Origin of the sequence: Sphingopyxis sp., from assembly GCF_965279755.1 — a bacterium.
Taxonomy (GTDB): Bacteria; Pseudomonadota; Alphaproteobacteria; order Sphingomonadales; family Sphingomonadaceae; genus Sphingopyxis.
Genome location: NZ_OZ257261.1, coordinates 1,928,885 through 1,944,199, shown reverse-complemented (window position 1 = coordinate 1,944,199; position 15,315 = coordinate 1,928,885). Strand labels below are relative to the sequence as shown.

20 protein-coding genes are annotated in these 15,315 nt (G+C 64.6%); 14 read left to right on the top strand and 6 right to left on the bottom strand.

What is annotated here, in order from left to right:
- Positions 1–2: 2 nt before the first annotated feature.
- Positions 3–590 (bottom strand): imidazoleglycerol-phosphate dehydratase HisB, encoded by a 588-nt coding sequence (hisB, locus tag ACQY80_RS09490; protein ID WP_428678550.1) that lies wholly within the window; start codon positions 588–590, stop codon positions 3–5.
- Positions 591–675: 85 nt separating this feature from the next.
- On the opposite strand from hisB, the gene ACQY80_RS09485 reads away from it, so the two are divergent.
- The 6 genes from ACQY80_RS09485 (at position 676) to ACQY80_RS09460 (ending at position 4,332) form a co-directional block, all read left to right on the top strand.
- On the top strand, positions 676–1,158 hold the full coding sequence (locus ACQY80_RS09485; protein WP_428678547.1) for an SspB family protein: 483 nt from the start codon (positions 676–678) through the stop codon (positions 1,156–1,158).
- 4 nt (positions 1,159–1,162) lie between these two features.
- On the top strand, positions 1,163–1,474 hold the full coding sequence (locus ACQY80_RS09480; protein WP_428678544.1) for a hypothetical protein: 312 nt from the start codon (positions 1,163–1,165) through the stop codon (positions 1,472–1,474).
- Positions 1,471–2,865: a class II fumarate hydratase gene (fumC, locus tag ACQY80_RS09475; RefSeq protein WP_428678541.1), complete on the top strand. Its 1,395-nt coding sequence runs from the start codon at positions 1,471–1,473 to the stop codon at positions 2,863–2,865. Before ACQY80_RS09480 ends, fumC begins: the two co-directional genes overlap by 4 nt.
- A gap of 48 nt (positions 2,866–2,913) precedes the next feature.
- Complete coding sequence (locus tag ACQY80_RS09470; protein WP_428678538.1) at positions 2,914–3,288, top strand: hypothetical protein; 375 nt, start codon at positions 2,914–2,916, stop codon at positions 3,286–3,288.
- A 136-nt stretch (positions 3,289–3,424) separates the two neighbouring features.
- Positions 3,425–4,012 (top strand): hypothetical protein, encoded by a 588-nt coding sequence (locus ACQY80_RS09465; protein WP_428678537.1) that lies wholly within the window; start codon positions 3,425–3,427, stop codon positions 4,010–4,012.
- Between the two features lie 2 nt (positions 4,013–4,014).
- The gene (locus tag ACQY80_RS09460; protein WP_428678534.1) at positions 4,015–4,332 is read left to right on the top strand and encodes a BA14K family protein; all 318 of its coding nucleotides are present in this window, start codon (positions 4,015–4,017) and stop codon (positions 4,330–4,332) included.
- A gap of 115 nt (positions 4,333–4,447) precedes the next feature.
- Here ACQY80_RS09460 and ACQY80_RS09455 read toward each other — a convergent pair whose 3' ends face one another.
- Complete coding sequence (locus ACQY80_RS09455; RefSeq protein ID WP_428678531.1) at positions 4,448–5,011, bottom strand: DUF2585 domain-containing protein; 564 nt, start codon at positions 5,009–5,011, stop codon at positions 4,448–4,450.
- A 46-nt stretch (positions 5,012–5,057) separates the two neighbouring features.
- Here ACQY80_RS09455 and gmk point away from each other — a divergent pair, with 46 nt between their 5' ends.
- The gene (gene gmk / locus ACQY80_RS09450; protein ID WP_428678529.1) at positions 5,058–5,720 is read left to right on the top strand and encodes a guanylate kinase; all 663 of its coding nucleotides are present in this window, start codon (positions 5,058–5,060) and stop codon (positions 5,718–5,720) included.
- 110 nt (positions 5,721–5,830) lie between these two features.
- Here gmk and ACQY80_RS09445 read toward each other — a convergent pair whose 3' ends face one another.
- From ACQY80_RS09445 to ACQY80_RS09430, 4 genes are all read right to left on the bottom strand, one after another.
- Positions 5,831–6,268: an acyl-CoA thioesterase gene (locus ACQY80_RS09445; RefSeq protein ID WP_428678526.1), complete on the bottom strand. Its 438-nt coding sequence runs from the start codon at positions 6,266–6,268 to the stop codon at positions 5,831–5,833.
- 1 nt (position 6,269) lies between these two features.
- On the bottom strand, positions 6,270–7,052 hold the full coding sequence (locus ACQY80_RS09440) for an SDR family NAD(P)-dependent oxidoreductase (RefSeq protein WP_093510326.1): 783 nt from the start codon (positions 7,050–7,052) through the stop codon (positions 6,270–6,272).
- A 118-nt stretch (positions 7,053–7,170) separates the two neighbouring features.
- Positions 7,171–8,340 carry an acetyl-CoA C-acetyltransferase gene (locus ACQY80_RS09435; RefSeq protein WP_428678523.1) on the bottom strand — a complete coding sequence of 390 codons (1,170 nt, stop codon included), beginning with the start codon at positions 8,338–8,340 and terminating at the stop codon, positions 7,171–7,173.
- A 29-nt stretch (positions 8,341–8,369) separates the two neighbouring features.
- A complete protein-coding gene (locus ACQY80_RS09430) occupies positions 8,370–9,524 on the bottom strand; it encodes an acyl-CoA dehydrogenase family protein (RefSeq protein WP_428678521.1) in 1,155 nt (384 codons plus the stop codon).
- A gap of 226 nt (positions 9,525–9,750) precedes the next feature.
- Here ACQY80_RS09430 and ACQY80_RS09425 point away from each other — a divergent pair, with 226 nt between their 5' ends.
- The 7 genes from ACQY80_RS09425 to rpe all read left to right on the top strand — a co-directional run bounded on the left by ACQY80_RS09425 (position 9,751) and on the right by rpe (position 15,315).
- Positions 9,751–10,620 (top strand): SMP-30/gluconolactonase/LRE family protein, encoded by an 870-nt coding sequence (locus ACQY80_RS09425; RefSeq protein ID WP_428678519.1) that lies wholly within the window; start codon positions 9,751–9,753, stop codon positions 10,618–10,620.
- Positions 10,617–10,796 (top strand): hypothetical protein, encoded by a 180-nt coding sequence (locus ACQY80_RS09420; protein WP_428678516.1) that lies wholly within the window; start codon positions 10,617–10,619, stop codon positions 10,794–10,796. Before ACQY80_RS09425 ends, ACQY80_RS09420 begins: the two co-directional genes overlap by 4 nt.
- 82 nt (positions 10,797–10,878) lie before the next feature.
- Positions 10,879–13,059 carry a M3 family metallopeptidase gene (locus tag ACQY80_RS09415; RefSeq protein WP_428678514.1) on the top strand — a complete coding sequence of 727 codons (2,181 nt, stop codon included), beginning with the start codon at positions 10,879–10,881 and terminating at the stop codon, positions 13,057–13,059.
- Between the two features lie 134 nt (positions 13,060–13,193).
- Complete coding sequence (locus tag ACQY80_RS09410; RefSeq protein ID WP_428678511.1) at positions 13,194–14,093, top strand: SPFH domain-containing protein; 900 nt, start codon at positions 13,194–13,196, stop codon at positions 14,091–14,093.
- Between the two features lie 9 nt (positions 14,094–14,102).
- The gene (locus ACQY80_RS09405) at positions 14,103–14,309 is read left to right on the top strand and encodes a toxin-antitoxin system HicB family antitoxin (RefSeq protein ID WP_428678509.1); all 207 of its coding nucleotides are present in this window, start codon (positions 14,103–14,105) and stop codon (positions 14,307–14,309) included.
- 1 nt (position 14,310) lies between these two features.
- Positions 14,311–14,553: a hypothetical protein gene (locus ACQY80_RS09400; RefSeq protein WP_428678507.1), complete on the top strand. Its 243-nt coding sequence runs from the start codon at positions 14,311–14,313 to the stop codon at positions 14,551–14,553.
- An 87-nt stretch (positions 14,554–14,640) separates the two neighbouring features.
- Entirely contained in the window at positions 14,641–15,315 is a 675-nt protein-coding gene (gene rpe, locus ACQY80_RS09395; RefSeq protein WP_428678505.1) for a ribulose-phosphate 3-epimerase, read from the top strand.

Here is a 15,315-nt window from a genome sequence, read left to right as displayed (position 1 = left end):
CTCTAGAGAACGCCCTTGGTCGACGGGATCGCATCGCCCTTGCGCGGGTCGATCTCGACCGCCTGACGCAGCGCACGTGCGAGCGCCTTGTACATGCTCTCGGCGATGTGATGGTTGTTCTCGCCATACAGCGTCTCGATGTGCAGCGTGATCCCGGCGGTCTGCGCGAAGCTGTGGAACCAGTGCGGAAACATCTCGGTATCCATCTCGCCGAGCCGCGGCTGCGAGAAGCCGGATTTGTAGACGCAGTGCGGGCGCCCCGAAATGTCGAGGACGCAGCGCGTCAGCGTCTCGTCCATCGGCGCATGCGCCTCGCCGTAGCGCGCGATGCCGCGCTTGTCGCCGAGCGCCTTGGCGACCGCCTCGCCGAGCGCGAGCGCGCTGTCTTCGACGGTGTGATGCTGGTCGATATGAAGGTCGCCCTTCACCTGCATCGAGATGTCGATCAGCGAGTGGCGCGACAATTGCTCGACCATATGATCGAGGAAACCGATACCGGTGGACACCGAATAATCGCCCGTTCCGTCAAGATTGACGGCAATCGCGATATCCGTTTCCTTGGTCGTGCGCTGGACAGTGGCGGTTCGCATGGCCGACGCCTTAGTGGCTCTGTTTCGCGTTGCAAGGCGATTCTCCCCCCTTGACCCCCGCCCGCGCCGCGTTCATTTCCGCCGCATGAGTGACGATGTCCGCGACAGCCTGATTCCCTATGACGAAATCGTGCAGGATGCGCTGCGTGCCGTGGTCGGCCGCGTGCTGTCCCAGATCGAGGGATCGGATCATCTGCCGGGTGAGCATCATTTCTACATCACCTTCAAGACGCAGGCACCCGGGGTCGACATTCCGGCGCATCTGATCGCGAAGTTCCCCGACGAAATGACCATCGTGCTTCAGAATCGTTTCTGGGATCTGACGGTCGCGGAGGATCATTTCAGCGTCGGTCTGTCGTTCAACCAGACGCCGTCGATCCTGACGATTCCCTATGCCGCGATCACCGCCTTCGTCGATCCGTCGGTCGATTTCGGGCTGCAGTTCCAGGTTGCCGACGACGATGTCGAGGCGCCCGAGCCGCATGACGAAGCCGACAATGATCGCCCCGAGGTGTCGAGCGAGGACGGATCGAACGTCGTCACCGTGGACTTCGGCAAGAAGAGGTAGCGCGGTGGGTGCCAACTGGCCCCCCAGCCGTTTCTGGCAATATTGGGCCCTTGCGGGGATGCTCGTCCTGACCGGCGCCTTCTGGTGGGGGGTCGAAGGCTATGCCCTGTTCGAGGATGGCTATGCGCAAAGCCAGATCGCCGACGGCCTGCTGCGCTTCAGCCTGATCGTCCTGACCCCCGCACTGGTGATCGTGTGGCTCGCCGCCGCCTGGTTGCGCCGCCGCATCGGCGACGGGGGTTATTGGCAATTGCTCGGTCTGGTCGCGATGATCTGGGCGAGCGCGCTTCTGGTGACAAGGATGTTGATTCTATGAGCGAAACGCGGATCGAGAGCGACAGCATCGGCGAGATCGCGGTGCCGGCCAATGCCTATTGGGGCGCGCAGACCCAGCGCTCGATCGAGAACTTCCCCTTCGGCGCGCGCGAGCGGATGCCGATCGAGATCGTCCACGCGCTCGCGCTCGTCAAGCAGGCCGCCGCAAGGGTGAACCGCAAGCACGGGCTGACGGCGGACAAGGCCGATGCGATCGAGGCGGCTGCGGCAGAGGTCGTCGCGGGAGAGCATGACGAACAGTTCCCGCTCGTCATCTGGCAGACCGGCAGCGGCACCCAGAGCAATATGAACGCCAACGAGGTGATCGCGGGCCGCGCCAACGAGATGCTGACCGGCACGCGCGGCGGCAAGACGCCCGTTCACCCCAATGACGACGTCAACCGCAGCCAGTCGTCGAACGACAGCTTTCCGACGGCGATGCATGTCGCGGCGACAATCGCGGTTGAAAAACGTCTGAAGCCGGCGCTCGGCCTCCTGATCCACGAGTTGATGGAAAAGGTCATGCAGTGGGACGGTATCGTCAAGATCGGGCGTACCCATCTGCAGGACGCAACGCCTCTTACGCTCGGGCAGGAATTCTCGGGCTACGCTCAACAGCTAAGCCGATGCGCGTACCGGATAAATCAAGCGCAGGAGGAGATTCTGGCGCTGGCACAAGGCGGCACGGCGGTAGGAACGGGGCTTAATGCCCCCCACAATTTCGGTGAAGACATCGCGGCGGAGCTCAGTGAAATAACCGGGCTTGGCTTTGCATCGGCCGCCAACAAGTTCGAGGCCCTTGCTTCGAACGACCCGCTGGTTCAGCTATCGGGAACGCTCAACACCCTCGCCGTCGCGCTCACCAAGATCGCTAACGACATCCGCCTCCTCGGATCGGGCCCGCGCGCGGGGCTTGGCGAGCTGGATCTGCCCGCGAACGAGCCCGGCAGCTCGATCATGCCGGGCAAGGTCAATCCGACCCAGTGCGAGATGCTGACGATGGTCGCGGCGCAGGTGATCGGCAATCATCAGGCGGTCACCGTCGGCGGGATGCAGGGGCATCTGGAGCTCAACGTCTTCAAGCCGCTGATCGGCGCCAATATCCTGCGCTCGATCGACCTCCTCGCGACCGGAATGGAAGGCTTTGCCGAGCGCTGCGTCGAAGGGCTGCAGGCAAATGAAGGCCGGATCGCCGAACTTGTCGACCGCTCGCTGATGCTCGTCACCGCGCTCGCGCCCGAGATCGGCTACGACAAGGCCGCGAAGATCGCAAAGCACGCGCATGAAAGCGGATCGACGCTGCGCGACGCCGCGCTCGAACTCGGCTATGTCGATGGCGTGACGTTCGACCGGGTGGTCGACCCGCGCGCGATGCTCGGCCCGGACCGCTGAACCGGAACCAAGCCGGCCTTCTGCGGATTATGGGGGGGAGGAAGGAAGATGAAGATGATCGGTCGCATCGTAGGCGGCGTTCTCGGAAGCGCCATCGGTCGCCAGAAGGGTGGCCACCCCATCGCAGGCGCTGTCATCGGCGCGGGCACGCTGTTCGCGGCGCGCCGCCTGTTTCCGCAGCGCTATGCCGCGCTCGCCGCGACAGCCGCGGCCGCCTATCTCACCAAGAAATGGGCCGACCGTGCCGAGGCCCGCAAGGCCGCCGAAGAGGCGCATCTGGCCGATCCGGAGCTGACCCGCGCCGGCGTCGTCGACACCTATGCCGGAACCGCGACCCTGCCCACCGACGGGCAGACGATCGGCGATGCGCTGCCGCCTGCCATTCCGGTTTCGAGCAACGGGCACGGCAGCGCAGTCCACTAGGCCGGCCGCACGCGGCCCTCCGGCGACAAAGCGGCATTGTTTCGCAACATTGTGAAACATGGCCGACATCCGGCCGCAAGGTGCGGCCCCTAGCGTTCCTGTCGGCGCAACGATGCGTCGCTGACAAGGAATGCCGATGCTTCGCGTGCCGTTCGTCCTCGCACCATTGCTGACAGCCACCGTCGCTGCCGCGCAACCCCCGGCTCCACCTGCACCACCACCTCCCGACCATCGCGGCTTCATGCTCGCCGACGTCGATGGCGACGGCCGCGTGACGCTCGACGAACTCGAAACCCTTCTCCACGCACGCTTCTCGGTGCTCGACGCCGATAGCGACGGCCAGATCTCTATCGAGCAGCTGAAACAGACAAACGGCGGCGGTCCCCGTGGACCCCGGGTCGCGGGCACATTCCGCGGTCCGCCGCCGGGCGGTCCCGGCGGGCGCCCTCCGGGGCCTCCGCCGGGGCCTCCACCCGGCGGCGCACACCCGGACGGCGCGCATCCCAACGGCCCTCCCCCTCCGCCGGACATGGGCGGCGGCTTCCCCTTTCCGCAGCCCGAAGACAGCAACGGCGACGGCTTCATTTCGCGCGCCGAGTTTGTGGCGCCCGCTGCCGCGATGCTCGACGCCTGGGACCGCGACCGTGACGGCGCGGTCACCGCCAGCGAAGCGCCCGACCTTCCGTCGGCGCGCGCCTCCGATCCCCCCCGAAAAGGAGAATGACGATGAATATCCGGCATATGCTCGCCGGCGCCCTGACGGCGGTCGGCCTGGCCATGGCACCGCAGGTCGCGGCTCAGGGCCGGCCGCAGGCAGGCCACCAGCAAACCCCGCCGAAAAAGGAAACGCCGAAAGCCGACACGCGCTTTGGTCAGTGGAACAGCGGCTGGGGCGCCAAGCCGCCCGCGCCGCCGAAGCATTTCACCAAGCAGGGCGAATGGTATCGCCACGTTCGCGCCTGCCAGGTGAAGTTCCGTTCCTACAATCCGCGCACCGACACCTATCGCGCCAGCGGCAACCGCACGCTGCGCTGCCGCCTCTGACGCGCGCGTCGATCCGAATTGCTGACCCCGAACATGCCATCCCCCGTTTGGCAACCGGGTCCGCCCAAAGCCCCGCCGGGTCCCTCCGGCGGGGTGGAGGCGTCCACCCGCCGGGTCAGCCGCCGGCCTGCCAGTCCTTCACCGCCTCGATGGGCGAAACCAGCATCAGGACATTGAGCGTCAGATTGTCGCGGATCGCCCACAGGGTGAACAGCTCGAACGCGATCGCGATTCCCAGCGTCGCCCACCAGCGCATCCGGCTTGCGGCAAGGAAACCGAGCATCATGAAGCCGGCATCGGACACCGAGTTGAGGACCGAATCGCCTGAATAGCCATAGGCCATCGTGACCTCGCGATAGCGGTCGATGATGATCGGCGAGTTTTCGAGAATTTCCCACGCGCCCTCGATCCCGATCGCGACCGCCAGCGCCGCCCAGAGGGGCGCGCGCGGCATGAGCAGCCGCGACAGCCCGAAGAAGATGAAGCCGTGGATGACGTGGCTGAAGCTGTACCAGTCGGAAATCTGCTGGCTGTTCTGGTTCGACTGGACCGTCCCGTGCCACAGGCTGACCGTACCGCACGGGCAGATCGGCGGGCGGCCCATCGCGATCAGGATGGCGGCGAGCAACGCCAGCAACGCGCCCGCGACCAGCCAGCCTTTTCGTGAAATCCCGGCCATCCGCCCTGCCCCTTGACCACCGCGCCTCATCGCGCAATTAGCGCGCATGACCGAAAGCGTCCATCTGAACCGCCGCGGCGTGTTGTTCGTCCTTTCCTCGCCCTCGGGCGCGGGCAAGACCACCATCTCGCGCATGATGCTCGATGCCGACAGCGACATCGCGCTTTCGATCTCCGCGACCACCCGCCCGCCGCGCCCCGGCGAGGTCGACGGCGTCCATTATCATTTCGTCGACACCGAAACCTTCAAGAAGATGGCCGCCGACGGCGAGTTCCTCGAATGGGCGCACGTCTTCGGCCACCGTTACGGCACGCCGCGCGCGCCGGTCGAAGAACTGCTCGCGGCGGGCAAGGACGTCCTGTTCGACATCGACTGGCAGGGCGCGCAGCAGCTTTATCAGGAGGCCGGCCCCGACGTCGTGCGCGTCTTCGTGCTGCCGCCGACGATGGAAGAACTCGAACGCCGCCTGCGCAGCCGCAACACCGACAGCGACGAGGTGATCGCCGCACGGATGGAGCGCGCCGCGAACGAGATCAGCCACTGGGACGGCTATGACTATGTGCTGATCAACGACAATGTCGACGGCTGCTTCGACGAGGTCCGTGCGATCCTGCGCGCCGAGCGGTTGAAGCGCCGCCGCCAGATCGGGCTGATCGGCTTCGCACGCGACCTGATCCGGTCGGTGCCCGATGCGGACAAGAAGCTGTAACTCACCTCGTCATTGCGAGCGAAGCGAAGCAATCTCCAGCAATCGATCTTTCCGAAGGTCGATAGCTGGAGATTGCCGCGTCGCCTGCGGCTCCTCGCAATGACGAAAAATCAGGCCGGCTTCGCCAGCTTCGCTTTCAGCTCCGCGACCATCTCCGCGCGCAGCGGTTTCGCTTCGCCGTCGGTACGGCACACGACTACCGTGTCGCAGGTCGCGATGCAGCGGCCGTTCTGGAACATCGCCTGGACGATCGTCCAGCTCGAGGTGCCGAGGCGGCCGATACCGGTCGCGATCAGCACGGGGTCGGGGAAATTGCCCTCGGCGAGATAGTTGATCTCGACCGCCGCGACCATCGTGCGCTCGTTCGACGGCCGCTCCGTCAGCGGGCGGACTTCACGGTTCAGCAAGACGCGGCCGCTTTCGAACAGCGCCGCGAAGGCCACATTGTTGAGGTGGCCGTTGACGTCCATGTCCTGGAACCGCGTCTGCAGATCGAGGTGGACGGGGTAGCTGGCGGCATTCAGCCGCCAGCTCTCCGGTTTCGGCATATCAGCGCGGCGCCATGCGGATGCCGCCGTCGAGGCGGACGTCCTCGCCGTTGAAATAGCCATTCTCGATCATGCAGAGCGCGAGATTGGCATATTCGGCGGGGTTGCCGAGGCGCTTCGGATTGAGCACCGAAGCACCAAGCGCATCACGAACATTCTGCGGCGCGCCGGCGAGCAGCGGGGTGTCGAAGATGCCCGGCAGGATCGTGTTGACGCGGATATTTTCGGTGTTGAGGTCGCGCGCGATCGGCAGGGTCATGCCGACGACGCCGCCCTTCGACGCCGAATAGGCGGCCTGACCGATCTGGCCGTCCTCGGCCGCAACCGACGCCGTGTTGACGATCGCGCCGCGCTCGCCGTCTTCCATCGGGTCGAGCGTCATCATGCCCGCCGCCGACTTGGCGATGCAGCGGAAGGTGCCGACGAGGTTGATCTGGATGATCCAGTTGAAGGCATCGAGCGGGAAATGCTTGATGCTGCCGTCTTCCTTCGAACGGCTCGCGGTCTTGATCGCGTTGCCGGTGCCGGCGCAGTTCACGAGGATGCGTTCCTGTCCGATCGCGGCGCGCGACTTTTCGAAAGCGGCATCGACCGACGCGTCGTCGGTGACGTTGCATTCGCAGAACACGCCACCGAGTTCGGCAGCGAGGGCGGTGCCCTTTTCTTCCTGCAGGTCGAAGATCGCGACCTTGACGCCCTTCGACGCGAGCAGGCGCGCGGTCGCGGCACCGAGGCCCGAGGCGCCACCGGTGACGACGGCGGATACGGTGGAATCGAGTTTCATTTTTCTCTCCGTTTAAGCCCTCCCCTTCAGGGGAGGGTTTGGGTGGGGCATGTTGGCGGGGACGCAAGCCGACAGGCCCTCCCCCGACCCCTCCCGCAAACGGGAGGGGAGATTTTGATCAAAGCCGCTCGATGATCGTGACGTTGGCCTGACCGCCGCCTTCGCACATCGTCTGCAGGCCATATTTGCCGCCCGTCGCGTCGAGTACGCCGAGCAGGGTCGCCATCAGCTTGGTGCCCGAGGCACCGAGCGGGTGGCCGAGCGCGATCGCGCCGCCATGCTGGTTGAGGCGCGCGTGATCGGCGCCGAGATATTTGAGCCACGCGAGCGGCACGGGCGCGAACGCCTCGTTCACTTCATAGGCGTCGATGTCCTCGATCTTCATGCCCGCCTTCTTGAGCGCGCGTTCGGTCGCGAACAGCGGTTCTTCGAGCATGATGATGGGGTCGCCCGCAGTCACCGAGATGTGGTGGATGCGCGCACGCGGCGTGAGGTTGTGATCCTTCAGCGCCTGTTCCGACACGACGAGCGCCGCCGAGGCACCGTCGCAGATCTGGCTCGACGAGGCCGCGGTGATCGAGCCGCCTTCCTGAAGCAGCTTGACGCCGGCAATGCCCTCGAGCGTCGCGTCGAAACGGATGCCTTCATCGACGAGGTGGATCTGGCGGCCTTCGGGCGTGTCGATCTCGACGCCGACGACTTCGCGCTTGAAATGGCCCGCTTCGGTCGCGGCCTTGCCGCGACGATGGCTTTCGAGCGCATAGGCGTCGAGGTCATCCTTGGTGAAGCCGTGCTTCTTGACGATCATTTCGGCGCCGGCGAACTGGCTGAACATGATGCCGGGGAATTTCTCCTCGAGCCGCTCCGACTTGTAGTGGCCAAGTCCCTCTTTCATGAACAGGGTCGCGACGCTGCCCATGGGCACGCGCGTCATGCTTTCGATGCCGCTGGCAAGGACGATGTCCTGCGTGCCCGACATCACCGCCTGCGCCGCGAACTGGATCGCCTGCTGCGACGAGCCGCACTGGCGGTCGATCGTGACGGCCGGAATCGAGTCGGGCAGTTTCGAGGCGAGCACGGCGTTGCGGCCGACGTCCATCGTCTGCTGGCCGCCCTGCGACACGCAACCCGTGATGACGTCGTCGATCGCGTTGGTGTCGAAATCATTGCGGTCGGCGATCGCGTCGAACACCGCCGCGCCAAGATCGACGGGGTGGACACCGGCGAGCCGGCCGCCGCGCTTGCCACCTGCGGTGCGGACGGCGTCGACGATATATGCATGAGCCATGGGAGAATTCCTTTCCTGCGATTAGCGGATCAGAGCTTGCGCCCGATCAGTTCCTTCATGATTTCGTTCGTGCCGCCGAAAATGCGCGTCACGCGCGCCGCGCGCCAGGCACGGGCGATCGGATATTCGTTCATATAGCCCGCGCCGCCGAACAGCTGGAGGCACTTGTCCATCACCTCCCACTGCAGGTCGGTGTGCCACAGCTTTGCCGCGGCGCCCTCTTCGGGAGTCAGTTCCTTCTTGAGGTGACGCGCGAGCGCCCAGTCGAGGTGTGCCCAGCCGACCTGCAGCTTCGCCTTCAGGTCGGCGAGAACGAAGCGGCTGTTCTGGAAGTCGAGGATCGGCTTGCCGAACGCCTTGCGGTCGCGCGTATATTCGACCGTGTCATCGAAAGCGCGCTGCGCCGAAGCCTGCGCCGAAACCGCGATCGACAGGCGTTCCTGCGGCAGTTCGCTCATCAGATAGATGAAGCCCTGTCCCTCTTCGCCGAGGCAGTTGGTGATCGGCACGCGGACGTCGTTGAAGAACAGCTCCGACGTGTCGGCCTCGTCCTGTCCGATCTTGTCGAGGTTGCGACCGCGCTGGAACCCTTCGCGATCGGCTTCGACGAGAACGATCGACACGCCCTTCCACGCCGGCTCGACTTCGGTGTCGGTCTTGACGCAGACGAGGATCAGGTCGGCGTTCTGGCCGTTGGTGATATAGGTTTTCGACCCGTTGATGACATAGTGATTGCCGTCCTTCTTCGCGGTCGTGCGCATGCCCTGAAGGTCGGAGCCGGTGCCCGGTTCGGTCATCGCGATCGCGGTGATCACCTCGCCCGATACCATCCTGGGCAGCCAGTGTTTCTTCTGCTCTTCGCTGCCGTAGCGCGTGATATAGTTGGTAACGATGTCCGACTGGAGCGAGAAGCCGGTGGTCACGCGGCCATAATAAGCGCTCTCTTCATCGACGATCGCGTTGTAACCGAAGTCGAGGCCAAGCCCTCCATATTCCTCGGGCACCGTCGGGCAGAGGAGACCGAGTTCGCCGGCCTTGGGCCAGATGCTCTTCGGCACGATGCCATCCTCCGCCCATTGCGCCTGATTGGGAGCAATTTCCTTTTCGAGGAACTGGCGCACCGTCGAGCGAAAGGCCTCATGGTCCTCGCTGTAGGCCGTGCGCGAGAGGTTATCGAGCGACATCATCTTTCCTTTTCCCGGGGGCGTCCGGGATTTGAAAACCGGTACGCGACATGCCCCGCCCCTTGCGGCACGGGTTTCGCTGCGCAACTGACCTTACGTTTACGTCCACGTCAAGTAGAAATGCCGCTACGGCAGCAAAGACGAGCAAATCGCGCGCCGATCCGCGCCACACCGAATAGGTTTGCGACCGCTGGGCAGCGCCGGCGGGGCGCGCTAGGGTGCGATCATGGCTGAACTGCTTCTCGATGCCGGCGCGTTGCTCGGCGAATCGCCCCGCTGGCACGTCGCCGAAGGGCGCCTCTATTGGGTCGATATCGACGCGCATCGCATTCACCGCACCGACCCCGAAACGGGCACGACCGAGACGATGCAGCTGGCCGGCCCCGCCGGCTGCGTCGCGCCGCGCGCGACCGGCGGGCTGGTGATGGGCCTGAAAAACGGCTGCGCGCTGATCGACGCGTGGGGCGACACGCCGCGACCCTTTGGTCCGGCGGCGCTCGCGGGCATTCCCGAACAGCGCTTCAACGACGGCTGCGTCGATGCCGCAGGCCGTTTCTGGGTCGGCAGCGTCACGAGCGACAAGGCAAACCCCGGCGCGATGCTCTTCCGCCTCGATCCCGACGGATCGCTGACGCCCATGGTCGGCGGGCTGCTGACGAGCAACGGTGCGGCGTTCAGCCCCGACGGCCGCATCTTTTACCACGCCGACACGCCGACGCATGCGCTGCGCGCCTATGACGTCGACCCGGCAACGGGCGAACTTGGCGAGGACCGCCTGTTCCACCAGTTCGAGTTCGGCCACGGCCGGCCCGACGGCGGCACCGTCGATGCCGAAGGCTGTTACTGGTCGGCGCTTTGGGACGGCTGGCGCGTCGTCCGGCTGTCGCCGCGGGGCGAACTGCTCCAGACGGTCGAGCTGCCCGTCCAGCGCCCGTCGATGATCGCGCTCGGCGGCGCCGACATGAGGACCGCCTTCGTCACCAGCGCGGGCAAGAATCTGACCGACGAGGAGCGCAAGGTCCAGCCGCACGCGGGAGGCCTCTTCACTTTCCGGGTCGATGTGCCGGGCGTGGTGCAGCCGGGATTTGGCGCATGACCGATGGCCGCCAGCGGGCTGCCGTCGCGACCTTGCTGGCCGTCCAGTTGATTGTCGCAGCCATCAGCATCGGATCAGTGCCGCAGATCGGCATTTTCTGCACGGCATCGCAGGACCCGGCTCTCGAAAACTTCGGCTGGGTGCAGGAGGGACGTCTATATTGCGACGCCCCCTAGACTTGCACCTTTTTGCCATCTCGGGTTAAGGCTCGGGGCAACATGGTTTCAGTCGAAACCGTTTCCCCGGGGAGATACAAGAATGTCGCGCAAGGCGCAGCCTTTTGTCCGTTCGTCGATGCTGCTTGCATCGACTGCCTTTCTGATGGGTTATAGTCCGATGACCATCGCTGCCGAAACCGCCGCCAAGCCCGCCGCCGCAACCGCGGATGCAAACCCGATGCTCGCGCCCTGGACGGGCCCCTATGAAGGGGTGCCGCCGTGGGACAAGCTCGACCCCGAACTCTTTCCCGATGCCTTCACCAAGGGCATGGCCGAGGTGAAGGCCGAAGTGCAGGCGGTGATCGACAATCCCGCGGAGCCGACCTTCGAGAACACCCATGTGCCGATGCAGCTCGCAGGCGAATCGATGGAACGCGTCTTCGCGCTGTGGGGCGTCCAGACCTCGAACAAGTCGAACGACCGCGTCGAGGATATCGACGCCGAATGGAGCCCGAAGCTTACCACCTTCTACACCGAGCTGTTCCTCGAACCGAAACTCTTCGCGCGCTACAAGGCGGTCTATGACAAGCGCAATTCGAGCGGGCTCAATGCGCAGCAGATCCGCATCGTCGAGCGCAGCTATGAAGAGATGGTCCGCGACGGGGCGAATCTGTCACCTGCGAACAAGGCAAAGCTCGTCGGCCTGAACTCGAAGCTCGAAGGCCTGTTCTCGACCTTCTCGTCGAAGCTTCTCGGCGATGAAAAGCTCTATACCTTCGTCACCGACAAGGCCGAGCTCGACGGCCTCGCACCCGGCTTCGTCGCCTCGCTTGCCTCGGCCGCCGAGGCGCAGGGCAAGACCGGCCAGTGGGCGATCAAGAACACCCGCTCGTCGGCGCAGCCGGTGCTGCAGAATGCGACCAACCGCGCCCTTCGTGAAAAGGTCTGGAAAGCCTTCGTCAATCGCGGCGACAATGGCGACGCGAACGACACCAATGCGACGATCGCCGAAATCCTGAAGCTGCGCCAGGAGCGCGCGGTGCTGCTCGGTTTCCCGACGCACGCCAATTACCGCATGGCCGACACCATGGCAAAGACGCCCGAAAAGGCGATGGAGCTGATGATGAAGGTGTGGCCCGCCGCAGTCGCGCGCGTGAAGGAAGAGGTCGCCGATATGCAGGCGATCGCCGACGCCGATGCCAAGGCCGGCAAGGGTCCGAAGATCACCATCGAGCCGTGGGACTACCGCTTCTATGCCGAGAAGGTCCGCAAGGCGAAATATGACCTCGATGAAAGCGAGGTGAAGCCCTATCTTCAGCTCGACAAGCTGCGCGATGCGATGTTCTGGTCGGCGGGGCAGCTTTATGACCTCGGCTTCCGCGAGAATAGCGGCAAGATCCCCGTTTTCGATCCCAAGGTGAAGACCTTCGAGGTCTATAACCTCAAGACGAACGAGAATGTCGGCGTCCTCTACCTCGACAATTTCGCGCGCGACGGGAAGCGGTCGGGCGCGTGGATGACGACCTATCGCAGCGAGCAGGGGCTTGGCGGCGAGCGCAACGTCCTAGCCTCGAACAACAATAATTTCACCGAGGGCGCGAAGGGCGAACCGACGCTCGTCAGCCTCGACGATGCGACGACGCTGTTCCACGAATTCGGACACGGCATCCATTACCTGCTGCAGCACGTCTATTATCCCGCGCTGGCCGGCGTGCCGCGCGACTTCGTCGAATATCCGAGCCAGGTGAACGAGAATTGGCTGATGACGCCCGAAGTGCTGTCGAAATTCGCGACACACTATCAGACGGGCGAACCGATGCCGCAGGCGCTGGTCGACAAGATCCTCGCCTCGGACAAGTTCAATCAGGGTTTCTCGACGGTCGAATATCTGTCGAGCGCGATCCTCGACATGAAGCTCCACGACCGCAAGACGCCGGTGACCGACGTCGACAAGTTCGAGCGCGAGACGCTGGCCGAAATGGGTATGCCGAAGGAAATCGTCATGCGGCACCGCCTGCCGCAGTTCGGCCACCTGTTCAGCAGCGACGCCTATTCGGCGGGCTATTATTCCTACCTCTGGTCGGAAACGATGGACGCCGACACCTGGGCGGCCTTCAACGAAGCCGGCGGCCCGTGGGATCGCACCGTCGCCGACAAGTTCCGCACCATACTGCTGATGACGGGCAACGAGACCGACCGCGCCGAAGCCTATCGCGCCTTCCGCGGCCGCGACCCCGACGTGAAGGCGCTGCTCCGCAAACGCGGTTTTCCGACCGAATAGGTTCGAACAGAACCGGGGAAGGCAAAGGGGGTCTTTATGGCCCCTTTTGTTTTGCCCGCGCGAATCCCGTTGACCGCCGTGCGAAACGATATAAATATGATATCATCATTATATCGAATGATTCGGAGGGAAATATGGTCGACAGTGGAACGCCGGCGCTGAATCGCAGCCGCGAGACGCGCGCCGCTACGCAGAGCGGCTATCTGATGCTGCTCATCTGGGTGCTGCTGGCGGGCGTGGCGGCCTGGGCGGTGATCACCAACATCAACGGGGTCGAGGTCGCATGGAAATGGGGCGTGCTGATCGCGGCTGCGGTCGCGGGCTCGATCATCCTGTGCGGTTTTTACCTGATCAACCCCAATGAGGCCGCGGCGATCCAGTTGTTCGGCGCATACAAAGGCACCGACCGAGAGGAAGGGCTGCGCTGGGTGCTGCCCTGGCTGACCCGCAAGAAGATCGCGGTGCGCGCAAACAACGTCATTTCGGAAAAGATCAAGGTCAACGACGCGCGCGGCAATCCGATCGAGATGGCGGCGCAGGTCGTGTGGCGCGTCACCGACACCGCGCAGGCGCTGTTCGATGTCGAGGATTACAAGGAGTTCGTCCTCGCGCAGATCGAGGCGGCCGTACGCTCGATCGGCTCGCGCTACCCCTATGACGACCATACGCACGACGAGGTCACGTTGCGCGGCAACCACGACGAAGTCGGCGGCGAGCTGCGCAAGGCGCTGATCGAGCGGCTCGACGTCGCCGGCATCACGGTCGACGAATGCGGGCTGACCCACCTCGCCTACGCCCCCGAGATCGCCGGCGCGATGCTTCGCCGCCAGCAGGCCGAGGCGGTCGTCGCCGCGCGCGTCAAGCTGGTCGAAGGCGCCGTGTCGATGGTCGAGATGGCGCTGACCCAATTGTCCGAAAAGCAGGTGGTCGAACTCGACGACGAGCGCCGCGCGGCGATGGTATCGAACCTGATGGTCGTACTCTGCGGCGAACGCGACACCCAACCGATCGTCAACACCGGCTCGCTTTACTGAGTTCGTCCGATGTCCGCGCAGTCGAAGAAAGCTTTTGCCCTTCGTCTCGATCCGGCGCTCTACGCCGCGATCGAGCGGCTGGCCGCGGCCGAACTGCGCAGCGCCAATGCCGAGATCGAAATCCTGCTGCGCGAAGCGCTCGGCCGCCGCGGCGTGACCGTCAAACAGTCCGAAGCGCCGAAACGCGGCCGGCCGCCAAAGAAAGAGGAAAGCTGAGATGCTCCATCTTCTGTTCGACAATCGCCCCTGGTTCCGCCCCAAGAGCCGCGGCTATGGCACCGGCATGCCGATCGCCTGGCGGGGATGGGTAATGCTGGCGATGCATATCGCGCTGATTACCGGGGTGACCATGCTGCTGCGGAACCAGCCGGTTCCCATGATGGTCTTCGTGGTCCTCGCCGGGCTTGCCCCGTTGCCGCTCTATCGTGCCAAAACGGAAGGCGGCTGGCGCTGGCGCTAGGCGCCCGCAAGTTTATTTGTGGACAGCCGCTGATAGCGGCCCTCGCCTGCTTGCCCGACCCGTGACAGATGGTTAAGGCCGATGGCCATGACCGCTACGCCGCCGCCCGTCCGTATCTCGCCCTCGATCCTCAGCGCCGATTTCGCACGGCTGGGCGAGGAAGTGCGCGCGATCGAGGCGGCGGGCGCCGACTGGGTCCATATTGACGTGATGGATGGCCATTTCGTGCCGAATCTGACGATCGGTCCGATGGTCGTCAAGGCGCTTCGCCCGCACAGCAGCCTGCCGTTCGACGTCCATCTGATGATCAGCCCCGTCGACCATTTCCTCGACGCCTTCGCTGCGGCGGGCGCCGATATCATCACCGTCCATCCCGAGGCGGGGCCGCATATCCACCGCAGCGTCCAGCATATCAAATCGCTCGGCAAACAGGCCGGCGTGTCGCTCAACCCCGCGACCCCGGCGAAAATGCTCGACTATCTGATCGACGACATCGACCTGGTGCTGATCATGAGCGTCAACCCCGGCTTCGGCGGCCAGAGCTTCATCACGAACCAGCTTCGCAAGATCGAGGCGGTCCGCAAGATGATCGACAAGTCGGGCCGCGACATCAGGCTGGAGGTCGACGGCGGGATCGACGCGACCACCGCGCCACTCGCGATAGCCGCCGGCGCCGACGTCCTCGTCGCCGGGACCGCGACCTTCAAGGGCGGTCCGGACGCTTACGCCGACAATATCCGGCGCCTGCGCGGCGGCGCCTGA